Annotated in this window: 14 protein-coding genes; 6 read left to right on the top strand and 8 right to left on the bottom strand. The window is 70.6% G+C overall.

All coding sequences use genetic code 11. From position 1 onward, the window contains the following. The first annotated feature begins 409 nt into the window (after nucleotides 1-409). A complete protein-coding gene (locus tag ACIQI8_RS31780; RefSeq protein WP_402357804.1) occupies nucleotides 410-1,114 on the top strand; it encodes a M23 family metallopeptidase in 705 nt (234 codons plus the stop codon). Between the two features lie 10 nt (nucleotides 1,115-1,124). Here the strand turns inward: ACIQI8_RS31780 and ACIQI8_RS31785 are convergent, their stop codons facing one another. After that, nucleotides 1,125-1,733: a TetR/AcrR family transcriptional regulator gene (locus ACIQI8_RS31785; RefSeq protein WP_402357807.1), complete on the bottom strand. Its 609-nt coding sequence runs from the start codon at nucleotides 1,731-1,733 to the stop codon at nucleotides 1,125-1,127. A gap of 192 nt (nucleotides 1,734-1,925) precedes the next feature. Between ACIQI8_RS31785 and ACIQI8_RS31790 the strand changes: the two genes are divergently transcribed. The 4 genes from ACIQI8_RS31790 (at nucleotide 1,926) to ACIQI8_RS31805 (ending at nucleotide 5,457) form a co-directional block, all read left to right on the top strand. Continuing rightward, complete coding sequence (locus ACIQI8_RS31790; RefSeq protein ID WP_402357810.1) at nucleotides 1,926-3,503, top strand: MDR family MFS transporter; 1,578 nt, start codon at nucleotides 1,926-1,928, stop codon at nucleotides 3,501-3,503. A gap of 180 nt (nucleotides 3,504-3,683) precedes the next feature. After that, a complete protein-coding gene (locus tag ACIQI8_RS31795; protein ID WP_402357990.1) occupies nucleotides 3,684-4,106 on the top strand; it encodes a helix-turn-helix transcriptional regulator in 423 nt (140 codons plus the stop codon). 59 nt (nucleotides 4,107-4,165) lie between these two features. Continuing rightward, on the top strand, nucleotides 4,166-4,609 hold the full coding sequence (locus tag ACIQI8_RS31800; protein ID WP_402357813.1) for a VOC family protein: 444 nt from the start codon (nucleotides 4,166-4,168) through the stop codon (nucleotides 4,607-4,609). Beyond that, nucleotides 4,606-5,457: a class I SAM-dependent methyltransferase gene (locus ACIQI8_RS31805; protein ID WP_402357816.1), complete on the top strand. Its 852-nt coding sequence runs from the start codon at nucleotides 4,606-4,608 to the stop codon at nucleotides 5,455-5,457. Before ACIQI8_RS31800 ends, ACIQI8_RS31805 begins: the two co-directional genes overlap by 4 nt. A 55-nt stretch (nucleotides 5,458-5,512) precedes the next feature. Here the strand turns inward: ACIQI8_RS31805 and cseC are convergent, their stop codons facing one another. From cseC to ACIQI8_RS31830, 5 genes are all read right to left on the bottom strand, one after another. Then, nucleotides 5,513-6,877, bottom strand: coding sequence for a two-component system sensor histidine kinase CseC (gene cseC / locus ACIQI8_RS31810; protein ID WP_402357819.1), 1,365 nt, complete (start codon nucleotides 6,875-6,877; stop codon nucleotides 5,513-5,515). 17 nt (nucleotides 6,878-6,894) lie between these two features. Beyond that, nucleotides 6,895-7,596, bottom strand: coding sequence for a two-component system response regulator CseB (gene cseB / locus ACIQI8_RS31815; RefSeq protein WP_402357822.1), 702 nt, complete (start codon nucleotides 7,594-7,596; stop codon nucleotides 6,895-6,897). 111 nt (nucleotides 7,597-7,707) lie between these two features. Continuing rightward, nucleotides 7,708-8,355, bottom strand: coding sequence for a hypothetical protein (locus ACIQI8_RS31820; protein ID WP_402357825.1), 648 nt, complete (start codon nucleotides 8,353-8,355; stop codon nucleotides 7,708-7,710). Continuing rightward, complete coding sequence (locus ACIQI8_RS31825; protein ID WP_123998575.1) at nucleotides 8,343-8,882, bottom strand: SigE family RNA polymerase sigma factor; 540 nt, start codon at nucleotides 8,880-8,882, stop codon at nucleotides 8,343-8,345. Before ACIQI8_RS31825 ends, ACIQI8_RS31820 begins: the two co-directional genes overlap by 13 nt. Nucleotides 8,883-9,131: 249 nt before the next feature. Beyond that, nucleotides 9,132-10,088 (bottom strand): A/G-specific adenine glycosylase, encoded by a 957-nt coding sequence (locus ACIQI8_RS31830; RefSeq protein WP_402357828.1) that lies wholly within the window; start codon nucleotides 10,086-10,088, stop codon nucleotides 9,132-9,134. Between the two features lie 194 nt (nucleotides 10,089-10,282). On the opposite strand from ACIQI8_RS31830, the gene ACIQI8_RS31835 reads away from it, so the two are divergent. Continuing rightward, nucleotides 10,283-11,104 (top strand): hypothetical protein, encoded by an 822-nt coding sequence (locus ACIQI8_RS31835; protein ID WP_402357831.1) that lies wholly within the window; start codon nucleotides 10,283-10,285, stop codon nucleotides 11,102-11,104. Between the two features lie 28 nt (nucleotides 11,105-11,132). Here the strand turns inward: ACIQI8_RS31835 and disA are convergent, their stop codons facing one another. Both disA and radA read right to left on the bottom strand, forming a co-directional pair. Next, entirely contained in the window at nucleotides 11,133-12,257 is a 1,125-nt protein-coding gene (gene disA / locus ACIQI8_RS31840) for a DNA integrity scanning diadenylate cyclase DisA (protein WP_123998572.1), read from the bottom strand. An 81-nt stretch (nucleotides 12,258-12,338) separates the two neighbouring features. Continuing rightward, a complete protein-coding gene (radA, locus tag ACIQI8_RS31845; RefSeq protein ID WP_402357834.1) occupies nucleotides 12,339-13,748 on the bottom strand; it encodes a DNA repair protein RadA in 1,410 nt (469 codons plus the stop codon). Between the last annotated feature and the right edge of the window lie 113 nt (nucleotides 13,749-13,861).

Below are 13,861 nucleotides of genomic sequence, written 5' to 3' on the forward strand. Positions count from 1 at the left end.
AGCATGGTGAGGTGCGCAGGTGGCGTGAGGGGAACCGTAGGGTTACTGGGGGGTAGGTTTCTAGGGGTGTGCGTCACATTTCCCTGAGCGTCGATCTTGTGGTCCGGTGACATGCCGCACAGGCGATTTGTCCGTTACTAAGACGGATAGTCGTGGGCCCGATATGGGCAAAAAGGACTTTTGTCCTGGGATCTCGTGGTTGTTTCGTCCGTCGTGGGTGGATTCATTCCCTGTGGGTGTTGTGTCAAGGAGCGTTAAGTTTTGAGATGAAGTACTAGCTTCCGTCGTAGATCTTGGGTTTTGGGGTCTGTGGGGGTCGGGGTTACCAAGGGACGGTCCATCCGGCGGCTGTCCGTGTGCCGGGTGGTTTTTCTGTCCCCGTCCCTGTCGCCGTCCCCCTGAGGTCTCGATGTCTTCGCGCGTCCCGTTCCGCTCCGCCCGTACGTCCACGCTCCGCACCCGCGCGGCCGTCCTGACCGCCGGTCTCGGTGTGTCGGTCGCGCTGGGGGCCGGGGTCGCGGTCGCCGCCGACGCCACCACCGTGGTCAGCACCTCCGCCGCCGCGAGCGGTGTCCAGGCGCAGGCCGCCGCGCAGGCGAAGGCCGCCAAGGCCGCCGCGAGCGCCAAGGCGACCGCCGCGAAGAAGGCGGCCGCCAAGAAGGCCGCGGTGAAGAAGGCCGCCGCAAAGAAGGCCGTCTCCTGGGTCGCGCCGGTGAAGAGCTACACGCTCTCCGCGACCTTCGCGCAGGCCGGCGGCATGTGGCAGTCCACGCACAGCGGCCAGGACTTCGCCGTCGCCAGCGGTACCGACGTCCGCGCCGCGCACGGCGGCACGGTCGTCAAGGCCGGCTCGAACGGTGCCGGTGACGGACCCGCGTACGGCAACGCCATCGTCATCAAGCACGCCAACGGGACGTACTCGCAGTACGCCCACCTGTCGCGGATCGACGTGAGGGTCGGCCAGGTCGTCGCCACCGGGCAGCACATAGCCAGGTCCGGCAACACCGGCAACTCCAGTGGTCCGCACCTGCACTTCGAGATCCGTACGACCGCGAACTACGGGTCGGCGATCGACCCCGTCGCGTTCCTGCGGGCCAAGGGCCTGACCGTCTAGGACGGTTCCGTCAGGACTGTTCCGCTGAGGCCGTCATGCCCTGGTGGGCCTGGGTCACCATGTCCGTCGCGACCTCCAGGACGGCCTTGCGCTTCTCCTCGGGGGTCGCGTCCAGGTCCTGGATGAAGAACATCCCTGCGTGCAGGGTGAAGATTGCGCTGACGCTGCGGATCTGGTCGACCAGGGCCGCGTCCGGGTCCACGATGATCTCGCGCAGGCCCTGCATGCGGTTCTTGAAGGTCTCGCCGACCCGCAGTTCGCGGACGGCCGCCTGGTTCTCCTGCATGAAGCGGAACAGCGGTGCCGCGCCGGCCAGGATCTCGCTGTAACGCCGTACGATCTCCTGCTTCGTCTCCAGCGTGTGCGGCTGCTCCCTGCCCCACTCGGTCAGGTCGAGGATCGGCTGCGTCAGGTCGTCGAAGATGCTGACGAGGATCTCTTCCTTGGTCTTGAAGTGGTAGTACAAGGCCGCCTTGGTGACGTCGAGGCTCTCGGCGATCTCGCGGAGCGAGGTCTTCTCGTACCCCTGCTCGGCGAAGAGATCGAGCGCGACGTCCTGGATGCGCTGGCGGGTGTTGCCGCGGCGCTGCTGCTTGGTGCCGTCCATGGTGCCAACCATCCTCGCGGTCATCGGAGTCCCTGAAAACTTACGTGTCGGCCTGGTACCTAACTTACTTGCCGCCCGACTAGAAAACTTACTTGACGCCCGGCTAGTTCCGGGTCTACCTTCCTGCAGTGTAGTCAACTAGCCGGGCGGCAAGTAAGTAGCCGGCCGGGGGGATGTACAGGGAAGTACAGGGGAGTGACGACAATGGCGGACACACAGACGGTGGACGTGGACACGGGCAAACAGCCCCGCAGCGTACGGGTCGTGCTGCTGGCGCTCATGATCACCATGATGCTGGCGATGCTCGACAACATGATCGTGGGCACCGCGATGCCGACGATCGTGGGCGAACTCGGCGGCCTTGAACATCTGTCCTGGGTGGTGACGGCGTACACGCTCGCGACCGCCGCCTCGACCCCGGTCTGGGGCAAGCTCGGCGACATGTACGGCCGCAAGGCCACCTTCATGACCTCGATCGTGATCTTCCTGATCGGCTCCGCGCTCAGCGGAATGGCCCAGAACATGGGCGAGCTGATCGGCTTCCGGGCCATCCAGGGTCTGGGCGCAGGCGGTCTGATGGTCGGCGTCATGGCGATCATCGGTGACCTGATCCCCCCGCGGGAGCGCGGCAAGTACCAGGGCATGATGGCCGGCGTCATGGCGCTCGCGATGATCGGCGGACCGCTGGTCGGCGGCACCATCACCGACAACTGGGGCTGGCGCTGGTCCTTCTACATCAACCTGCCGCTCGGCGTGGTCTCGCTCGCTCTGATCAGCGTCGTGCTGCACCTGCCGAAGAAGCGGTCCAAGGCGGGCATCGACTACCTCGGTGTCATCCTGCTGACGGTCGGCATCACCTCCACCGTCCTCGTCACCACCTGGGGCGGCTCCGAGTACGCCTGGTCCTCCGCGCGGATCATGGAGCTCATCGGGATCGGCGTGGTCTCGCTGGTCGGGTTCGTGTACTGGCAGACCAAGGCCGCCGAGCCGGTCGTGCCGCTGCACATCTTCCGCAGCCGCAACTTCACCCTGATGTCGATCATCGGCTTCATCACCGGCTTCGTGATGTTCGGCGCGACGCTCTTCCTGCCGCTGTACCAGCAGTCCGTGCAGGGCGCGTCCGCGACCAACTCCGGGCTGCTGCTCCTGCCGATGCTCGGCGCGATGCTGGTCACCTCGATGGTGGCAGGGCGCGTGACCACCAACACCGGCAAGTACAAGGTGTTCCCGGTCGTCGGCAGCACCTCGATGATCATCGGGCTCTACCTGCTGTCGACCATGGACACCGACACCTCGCGCCTCATGTCCGGCGTCTTCATGGCCGTCGTCGGACTCGGCATGGGCTGCCTGATGCAGATCACCATGCTGGTCGCGCAGAACAGCGTCGAGATGAAGGACATGGGCGTCGCGTCCTCCACGAGCACGCTGTCCCGCACCCTCGGCTCCTCCTTCGGTGTCGCGATCATGGGCGCCCTGTTCAACAACCGGGTCCAGGACGTCATGACCGAGCGGGCCGGCGCGCTGGGCTCCAAGGTCACCGAGCAGTCGGCGCAGCTGGACGCGGCGAGCCTGGCGAAGCTGCCGGCCGCCGCACGGGAGGCCTACCAGCACGCGGTCTCCGCGGGTGTCCACTCCGCGTTCCTGCTGGGCGCGATCGTGGCCGTGGCCGCGCTGGTGGCGGCGGTGTTCGTCAAGGAGGTCACGCTGCGTGGGGCGGGGCCGGCTGCGCCCAAGCCCGGCGAGGAAGGGTCGGCCCCGGCGCCGCTTGTCGAGGCCGTCTGAACGTCACAGTGAGCCGAAGGTCCCCCGGTTGGTGTCCGCCCCGGGGGGCCTTCTTCTTGTTCGGGGCTGTGCCCCCGGGCCCCCCTTCGGCCCGGAGGGCCTCGTCCTCAAACGCCGGACGGGCTGACAGTCCCAGGCCTGCTTGTCAGTGCTGCGTGCCACCATCACCGTATGGACAAAATGCGGCAGTTGCGGCTGGCCAAGGACGCGATGGACCGTGACTGGGCCGACGCGGAGCTGGACCTGGTCGCGGTGGCCGCGCATGCCGGGTACTCGCGGTACCACTTCATCCGCGCCTTCAAGGAGGCGTACGGGGAGACGCCCGGGCAGTACCTCACGCACCGGCGGATCGAGCGGGCCGAGGATCTGCTGCGCACCGCCAACCTGTCGGTGACCGAGATCTGCAACCTCGTCGGCTTCAGCAGCCTGGGCACGTTCTCGACGCGGTTCAAGGCGTGGACCGGGCTGACTCCCACGGAGTACCGCGCGAAGCACGTGGGCCGCGGGGCCGCGCTCATACCCGGGTGCTACGCCATGCTCTGGGCCGGCGGCTTCAGAAGCGGCCCCGGCGGCGAGCGGCGCAATTCCGGAGAAGCGGACTGACGGCGCCGCTGCCTACCGTGACGGAGCAGGAAGACAGTCACCGTCGGCAGGAGCACACCGTGATCAAGGGACTCAAGATCTCGACCGTCTGGGTTCTCGACCAGGACCGGGCCAAGGAGTTCTACACCGGGAAGCTGGGCCTCGAGGTTCGCTCGGACATGACGTTGGGCGAGGGCGGCATGCGCTGGCTCACCGTCGGCGCCGAGGACCAGCCGGACGTCGATCTCACCCTGATGGTGCCGGGACCGCCCGCGATGGACCCCGAGTCCGCCGAGATGGTCCGCAAGCTCGTCGCCAAGGGGGTACTGGGCGCGGGCGCGCTGACGACGGACGACATCCACGGGGACTACAAGAGGCTCAAGGACCGGGGCGTGGAGTTCCTCCAGGAGCCGCAGGAGCGTCCGTACGGCATCGAAGCGGTCTTCCGCGACGACTCCGGCAACTGGTTCTCCTTCACCCAGCCCCGCGAGGGTGACCTCGACCTGTCGAAGGACTGGGCGTGAGCGACACCGCCGAGCAGGGTGCCGAGCACACCGCCGTGCGCACGGCGCTGTGGCGGGCCCTGCACGTCCGCGTCGACGCGCCACCGTACGTGCTGGACGACGAACTCGGGCTGCGCCTCGCGGATCCCGGTGACGACTGGCGGGACCGTCCCGACATGGACGAGCGGGCCACCCGCCGGGTCAGGGCGTCGATCGTGGCGCGGGCCCGGTTCGTCGAGGACCTGGTCGTGGAGCGGGTGGGGGAGGGCGTGGACCAGTACGTCGTCCTCGGGGCGGGGCTGGACACCTTCGCCCAGCGGCGGCCCGAAGTCGCCGCCCGGATGCGGGTGTTCGAGGTCGATCAGCCCGGGCCCCAGGCCTTCAAGCGACGGCGACTGGAGGCGCTCGGCCTCGGCGTGCCCGAGTGGCTGCGGCTCGTGCCGGTCGACTTCGAGGGCGACTGGTGGGGGCGGCTGCTCGCGGCCGGGCTCGACCCCGGCCGCCCCGCGGTGGTGGCCTCCGCCGGCGTCACGATGTACCTCACGCCGGAGGCCAGCAAGGCGACCTTCGCCCTTGTCGCCGGCCTGGCGCCCGGATCGACGCTGGTCTCGACCTTCCTGCGCCCCATCGAGGACATCGAGCCGGAGGAGCAGCCGCAGCTCAGGGCCGCGATGAAGGGCGCGCGGGCCGCGGGCACGCCCTTCCGGACCTTCTTCCGACCGCCGCAGATCCTCGCCCTGGCCCGCGAGACCGGCTTCCGCACGGCCCGCCACGTGTCGGCGGAGGAGCTGGCCGAGCGGTATTTCACGGGGCGGACGGACGGGGTGCGGCCTTCTCGGGGGGAGGAGCTGGTGGTGGCGGGGGTGTGAAGACGCGGCGCACGGTCCCCGTGAGGGCCGATCGCCAAACCCTCGGAGAGCGCCGCTACGGGAGCATCGGGTAGCTGCCCGTATTGGTCGGCGCGTGTTCCGGGAGCCACAGGACCGCCACCGCGCCCTCGGACGGGACGTGTTCCGGGGCGCCGGGTGGGCGGATGTTGCGGAAGGTGAGGCGGGCGCCCATGACGCGGGCCTGGCCGGCGGCGATGGTGAGGCCGAGGCCGTGGCCGTGGCCCGCGCGGTCCGTGCTGCCGGTGCGGAAGCGGCTGGGGCCGTCCGCGAGGAGGTCGGCCGGGAAGCCGGGCCCGTGGTCGCGGACGCGGATGACGCGGCCCTCGACGGTGACCTCGATGGGCGGCTTGCCGTGCCGCGCGGCGTTGGCCAGCAGGTTGAACAGGACGCGCTCCAGGCGGCGCGGGTCGGTGGTGACCAGCGACTCGTGCACGACCCGCACCTCGATGTCCGGGTCCTTCGCCGCCACCCGCCGGGCCACGAACTCGCCCAGCACGATGTCCTGCAGTTCGGCCCGCTCGGAGGCCCCGTCGAGGCGGGCCACCTCCAGGACGTCCTCGACCAGCGTGCGCATCGCCTTCGCGCGGTCCAGGACCAGCTCCGTGGGGCGGCCCGGAGGCAGCAGCTCCGCCGCGGTCAGCAGTCCCGTCACCGGCGTACGCAACTCGTGCGCGATGTCCGCCGTCACCCGGCGCTCCGCCTCAAGGCGCTGCTGGAGCGTGTCCGCCATGGCGTCCACCGCGCGCGCGAGGTCGTCGGTCTCGTCCCGCACCACCCCGCCGATGGCGTCCCGCACCCGTACGTCCGTCTCGCCCCTGGCCACCTGGTTCGCCGCGGCGGCCGCCTTGCGCAGCCGGCGCGACAACTGCCCGCCGATCAGCACGCCGAGCGCGCTGCCGCCCAGGACCACCGCGATGGAGCCGATGACGAGGGCCTGGTCGAGGTCCTTGAGGATGTCGGTGCTGCGGTCGGTGAACCCGGTGTGCAGGGACAGCACATGCCCGTCGTTGACCGGCACCGCGGCCCAGATGTCCGGGACGCCGTTGGCCACGTCCGTCACGTACGTCGCCCGCCGGCCCTCCGCGACCTTCTCGCGCAGCGCGGACGGCAGATCAGGGTCGTCGATCCGGACGTTGGGGAAGTTCACCCGGTTGGACAGCTCGTAGCTGCGCTGCGCGATCCGCACCCGCTCGGCGGCGAGGTCGCGCGCGTTGTCCAGCATCGACACCCGGGCCGCGTTGTGCACGACCAGGCTCAGCGCGATCGCCACCAGCGCGCCGACCAGCGCGATCGCCGCGCTCAGTTTCCAGCGCAGGCCGGTGCGGATGCCGCCCGCGCCACCGCCCGTGCCGTCGCTCGCGGCGCTGCCCGTCCCCGGGTTCCGGAAGATCCCCCGCATGTCCGTGACGTCCCCGCTCAGGCCTTCAACTTGTAGCCGAAGCCGCGGACCGTCTCGATCCGGTCCTGGCCGATCTTCGTACGCAGCCGCTGCACATGGACGTCCACGACCCGGGTGTCCCCGCCCCAGCCGTAGTCCCACACGCGCTCAAGGAGCTTGTCGCGGGACAGGACCGTGCCGGGCGCCGAGGAGAACTCCAGCAGCAGCCGCATCTCGGTCGGTGTCAGCGCCACCGGCTGCCCGGCGCGGCGCACCTCCATGCCCTCGGTGTCGATCTCCAGCTCGCCGAAGGTCAGCGTCCCGCCGGCCACCTCGGCGGGCGCCTCCTCGGCCTTGTCGCCGCTCGCGTGCCCGAACCTGCGCAGCACCGCCCGGATCCGCGCGACCAGTACGGCGCCGTCGAACGGCTTGGTCACGTAGTCGTCCGCGCCCGCCTCCAGGCCCAGCACCACGTCGATCGAGTCCGCCCGCGCCGACAGCATGATCACCGGCACGGTCGACTCGTCGCGGATGCGGCGGCACAGGCTCACGCCGTCCAGACCCGGCACCATGACGTCCAGCAGCGCGATGTCGGGGCGCTTGGCCCGGAACGCCTCCAGGCCCGACAGCCCGTCGGGCATGGCGGTGACCTCGAAGCCGTCCCGCTCCAGGGCGAGCTGGGTGGCCTCACGGATGACGTCGTCGTCCTCCACGAACAGGACGTGGGTCTGGTCTGCCATCCCGGTCTTCTCAGCTCTCGTTTCGTCTGTGGGGGAGTGCGCGGTCCTCGCGGGAAGTACGTGTCCGGCGTGCGCTTTCGTCAACTGATCGGTCGGAGGGGCCCGAACGGTTCACGGAGCCGGTGCCGGCGTCGCGTCTCCGCCGACCGCGTTGCTGTAGTCGTTGTGCGTGCGGAACTCCTCGGTGAAGCGGCCCGAGCCCCAGCGGTACGTGATCACGTTCTCGCCGGACGGACTCGACACCGGATCGCCCTTCTCGTAGACCTGCTTGGTCACCACCAGGTCGCCGCGGTCTATCTCGGCGTAGACCGGCGGCTCCTCGACCTTGAACACATTCTCGTACCGCCCGCTCACCTCGCGATAGACGTACGAGCCGATCCCGACCGCGTCGCCGCAGGTCAGTACGTTCACCACGACATCGTCCGCGCGTCCCCCGGTGAGGTCGCCGTACGACACGTCGACCGGGTACTCGTCGGCCACGCACGGCTTCAGCTCGCGCTTGACCTCCGTGGCGACCTCGGGGTCGTCCTCGACCAGCTTGACCGCGTCCACGCGCGCGTTCGTCGAGGACGGGCTGGGCGAGGAGGGGGCGACCGCGGCGCCCGCCACCGAGTCCGAGGCACCCTCGTGGGCCGGGCCCTCGTCGCGGGCGCCGGTGCCGCCGGTCGCGCAGGCGGAGACGAAAAGGGCGAGGGCGGCGAGCACGACCACCGCCGTGAACGCCGCCTGCAAGGTCCCTCGGCCGGTCAGACCGCGCACCGCTCCCGCTCCTCACGCTCCAGCGCGCGTGCGTCCAGATCGCGGCTCTCCAGCTCCTCTCGGAGCCGGGCGAGCGCCCGGTGCAGCGTGCTCTTGACCGTTCCCGCCGACATACCGAGGGCGGCGGCGGTCTCCTCCGTGGACATCTGCTCCCAGTGTCGCAGGACGACCACACTGCGCTGCTTCGGTGCGAGAACTTTCATGATGTCCATGAGGAGGGCACGGTCCGCGTGCTGCTCGGTGGAGTCGTCGACGCTCGCGTCCGGGAGCTGCTCGGTCGGCACCTCTTCGAGCTTGCGGGCCCGCCACCACTCGGTGCGGGTGTTGATCATGACCCGGCGCAGGTAGGCGTCCGCCAGCCGCTTGTCCTCGATGGTCTCCCAGCGGCCGTACGTCCGCACCAGCGCCGTCTGGAGCAGGTCCTGGGCGTCCACCGGGTCCGGGACCAGCCGGCGGGCACTGCGCAGCAGCGCGTCCTGCCGGGTGCGGACGTACTCCTCGAACTCGAGCACCTCGCCCTGCGCCATGTCGAACCGCCTTCCGAATCCCCGTTTCCGCCGACGTTCGCCGGCGGTCAGTCCGTAGTCGCCCCGGACCTGCCGGGTACGTAGATGAAGCTACGGAGGGGTTGTCACGGGCCTGTCCGAAGCAGCGCGCGGCCAGCAATCGGCTGTCCGTCGGTTGTGTAACAGCCGTAGGGACGGGGTAAGCGCGTGCGGTGCTTGATGCGGTTATGGGGCGATTTACTGGCGGGCGAGGTCGTGACGGGCGGCTCTCTATGTCAACGGGAGCCGATACAAACCCCCGGGAAGGGGTTCCACCAGACCGTCCGACACCAGACCGTCCAGTGCCCGCGCCCGCTGCACCGGCTCGTGCCACATCCGGTCCAGCGCCGACTGCGGCACGGGCGCGTGCGCCTCGCGCAGAACGGCCAGCAGCCGGCCGCGCACCTGACGGTCCGTGCCCGCGTACGTCTGTCCGCGGCGCGGTGGCCCCGCGTGATCGGGCTTGCCCGCGAGCCGCCACGCGCACTGCGCGGCGATCGGGCAACGCTGACACGTCTCGTTCTTCGCGGTGCAGATCAGCGCGCCCAGCTCCATGGACGCCGCGGCCCAGCGCGACGCCGTGCGCTCGTCGTCGGGCAACAGCGCGCGGGCCAACCTGCGTTCGGCCGCCGTGGTGGCGTTGGGCGGGTACTGGACGCCGGTGACCGCGCGCGCGAAGACCCTGCGCACATTCGTGTCCAGCACCGCGTGCCGCTGACCGTAGGCGAAGGACGCCACCGCCGCCGCCGTGTACTCCCCGATACCGGGCAGGGCGAGCAGCTGGGCGTGATCAGTGGGTACGTCGCCGTCGTGCCGTTCCGTTATCGCCTGCGCGGCGCCGTGCAGGCGCAGGGCGCGGCGGGGGTAGCCGAGGCGGCCCCAGGCGCGGACCGCTTCACCGGGGGCGTCCGCGGCGAGGTCGGCGGGGCGGGGCCAGCGGGCCAGCCACTGTTCGTAGACGGGCAGGACGCGGTTGACGGGCGTCTGCTGCAGCATGAACTCGCTGACCATCACGCCCCAGGGGCCGGCTTCGGGGCGGCGCCACGGGAGATCCCGGGCGTGCTCCTCGAACCAGTCGATCACAGGGGCGTGGAGGTCGCCTGCGGTCTCTCCGAGGGACGCGACGGAGGGAGAGTCCGCGGGGACGTCGGCGGGGTTGTCGTGTGGGGGCTTCGTGGGCGCAGTCATGGCGCTTCCGATCCTGCCATGGCGTCCGGCGGTTGGGCCGCCGTTGCGTGCGCGGTGCGTGGGTGCGTCGGGGGCGTGGCGACGCGTCGGCCGACTCGCGTGCGCGGGCGTGCCGGGATGATGATCCGGAAAAGTTGAGGTACTGGCGGCGGGTGGGGCGAGGGAACCTTCCGATCTCTCGTACAGTTTGCGCCGTGGGATCTCTGCGCAATCCGGTCGGGCCGCTTCCCTCCACCATCTACTGGCGTCGGAGGGCCGTACTGCTGTCCGTACTCGCCCTGTTGGCGCTGCTCGTCACGTGGATCGTGACCTCGGACGGCGGGGGCGGGAAGAAGGACGACGACGGGGCCAACGGCAAGACTCCCGCGCCCACGATCACCGCGGGGCCCTCCGGTTCGGGGCCCGCGATCAGTCAAGCCCCGGGCGGGCGGGACGAGTCGAGCGGCGGCGGCTCCGGCGGGAGCGCGGGCAGCGACTCCGGTGGGGGTTCCGGGGACTCCAACGGCGCCGGTTCCGGCGGCAGTTCGGGTGACGCGGGGTCGGCCTCCGGTGCGGACGGCGGCAGCGGCTCCGGTGGCGGTGTCGGTACGGGTGACACCGTGCCCGTCGACTCCCCCCTGCCCAACTGCACCGCCGGCAACGTGACGTTGAGTCTGCGCAGTCTGCACAACAACTACGCGCCCGATGACACGCCCGCGTTGCTCATCACCGCGAAGAGTTCCGCCGGCAGCGACTGCAAGGTCGATCTCGGACCCAAGAGCGCGGTGGTGACCATCCTCAAGGGCGGGAGCGCCTACTGGTCCTCCGCCGACTGCCCCAAGACCTCGGGGAGTCTGCTGTACCGGGTGCCGGCCGGGAGCAGCGTCACCTACACGGTGAAGTGGGACCGCAGGCCGAGCGCGCCCGAGTGCGCCACGCCTCCGGCCGGGTCCGCGGGCGCCGGCACCTATCTGGTGGAGGTCCAGGCGGCGGGGTACCCCAAGCTCCAGACCTCGTTCGTGCTCGACAACGACTGACGGCAACTGGTGGTGGCCGGGCGGTCGGTCAGACGTAGCGCTCCAGGATCGAGGACTCCGCCAGGCGGGAGAGGCCCTCGCGGACGCTGCGGGCCCGGGCCTCGCCCACGCCGTCCACCGTCTGGAGGTCGTCCACGCTCGCGGCGAGCAGCTTCTGCAGGCCGCCGAAGTGCTCGACCAGGCGGTCGATGATGGCTCCGGGCAGGCGCGGGACCTTGGCCAGGAGGCGGAAGCCCCGGGGGGAGACCGCCGAGTCGAGGGCTTCGGGGGAGCCGGTGTAGCCCAAGGCCCGGGCCACGGTGGGCAGTTCGAGGAGTTCCGCGTGGGTGAGGGCGTCCAGCTCGTAGAGCGCCTCGTCCACCGTGCGGGAGCGCTTGGCGGTGGGCTCGGGGACGTAGTCCCGGACCACCAGTTCACGCTCGGGCTCCACGCCCGCGATCAGTTCGTCGAGCTGGAGGGCCAGCAGGCGGCCGTCGGTGCCCAGTTCGACCACGTACTCGGCGATCTCGGTGGCGATGCGGCGGACCATCTCCAGGCGCTGGGCCACTGCGGAGACGTCCCGGACCGTCACCAGGTCCTCGATCTCCAGGGCGGAGAGCGTGCCCGCGACCTCGTCCAGCCGGAGCTTGTAGCGCTCCAAGGTGGCGAGGGCCTGGTTGGCGCGGGAGAGGATCGCGGCCGAGTCCTCCAGGACGCGGCGCTGGCCGTCGACGTAGAGGGCGATCAGGCGCATGGACTGGGAGACGGAGACCACCGGGAAGCCGACCTGTTTGGAGACGCGGTCGGCGGTGCGGTGCCGGGTGCCCGTCTCCTCGGTCGGGATCGTCGCGTCGGGCACGAACTGCACGCCCGCGCGCAGGATCTTCGACTGGTCCGAGGAGATCACGATGCCGCCGTCGAGCTTGCACAGCTCGCGCAGACGGGTGGCCGTGAACTCGACGTCCAGGACGAATCCGCCCGAGCACATCGCCTCGACCGTCCGGTCGAAGCCGAGCACGATGAGACCGCCGGTGTTGCCGCGGAGCACTCGCTCCAGGCCGTCGCGCATCGCCGTGCCGGGTGCCACGGCGCTCAGGGAGGCGCGCATCAGGCCATCGGCACCGGAACTCCCACCGGGCTTCCCGGGAGCTGCTGCCCGGTCGTTGGCTGCCACTGCACTCCTCCGGTCGCAGGTTGCTGGGGCACCGCCGTTCGCACTTCACGTTCGTACGGACGGGCGAGACCAGGGCAAAGTCTACCGGCGGTCCTCCGCGTCCCGTGGGGCCTCTCTCCTACGGGAGCTCGGAAGGACCCTCAGAGCGTCCCCTATGTCCGCGACTTCCAGCACCTTCATGCCGCTGGGGATCTTGCCCGGGTCGCCCGGGACGAGGGCGTGGGTGAAGCCCAGGCGGTGTGCTTCGGAGAGCCTGCGCTGCACGCCCGTGACCCGTCTGACCTCGCCCGCGAGGCCGACTTCGCCGATCGCGACGAGGTTCTTCGGGAGCGGGGTGTCGCTCGCCGCGGAGGCCAGGGCGAGGGCGATCGCCAGGTCCGCGGCCGGTTCCGAGAGTTTTACTCCGCCGACCGTCGCGGAGTAGATGTCCCGCTTGCCCAGGGCGCTGATCCGGCCGCGCTGCTCCAGGACGGCGAGCATCATCGAGACGCGGGAGGTCTCCAGGCCCGAGGTGGTGCGCCTGGGGGAGGGGATCTGGGAGTCGACCGTGAGCGCCTGGACCTCGGCCACCAGGGGGCGGCGGCCTTCCAGGGTGACGGTCAGACAGGTGCCGGGGACGGGCTCCGCGCGGCGCGTGAGGAACAGGCCGCTCGGGTCGGCGAGGCCCGTGATGCCCTCGTCGTGCAGCTCGAAGCAGCCGACCTCGTCCGTCGTGCCGTAGCGGTTCTTGACGCCCCGTACGAGACGCAGGCGCGCGTGCCGGTCGCCCTCGAAGGAGAGCACCACGTCCACGAGGTGCTCCAGGAGGCGGGGGCCGGCGATCGCGCCGTCCTTGGTGACGTGACCGACGAGGAGGGTGGACATGCCGCGCTCCTTGGAGGCGCGGATCAGGGCGCCGGCCACCTCGCGGACCTGGGCCATGCCGCCGGGGGCGCCGTCGATCTCCGGGGACGCCACCGTCTGCACCGAGTCCAGGATCAGCAGCGAGGGCTTCACCGCGTCCAAGTGACCGAGGATGGTGGCCAGATCGGTCTCGGCGGCGAGATACAGATGGTCGGCGATGGCCTTGATGCGGTCGGCGCGCAGCCGGACCTGGCTCGCCGACTCCTCGCCGGTGACATAGAGGGTGCGGTGCTCGTCGCTCGACGCCTTGGCCGCCACGTCGAGCAGCAGCGTCGACTTTCCTACGCCGGGTTCGCCCGCGACGAGGACGACCGCGCCGGGGACCAGACCGCCGCCGAGCACCCGGTCCAGCTCGGGTACGCCGGTCGAGCGGGCGGTGGCCTGGCGGCCGTCGACCTGGCCGATGGGCAGCGCGGAGGTGGTGACGCGGCCCGGTGCCGTCGTACGGACGGCGGGCGCGCCGTACTCCTCGATCGTCCCCCACGCCTGGCACTCGGAGCAGCGGCCGAGCCACTTGGCCGTCTGCCAGCCGCACTCGGTGCAGCGGTAGGACGGACGGTCCTTGGTGGTCTTCGTACGGGCAGCCATGACGGAACCGTAACCGGCGGGACTGACATTGCCGTCGCCGACCGGTCCGGGCGGGCCGGCGCGCGGTGCGCGCCCCCGGGATCCGGCCACCTCCTGTCAGGAACAGGCCACGG

Source organism: Streptomyces sp. NPDC092369 (genome assembly GCF_044755245.1).
Classification (GTDB): Bacteria; Actinomycetota; Actinomycetes; order Streptomycetales; family Streptomycetaceae; genus Streptomyces.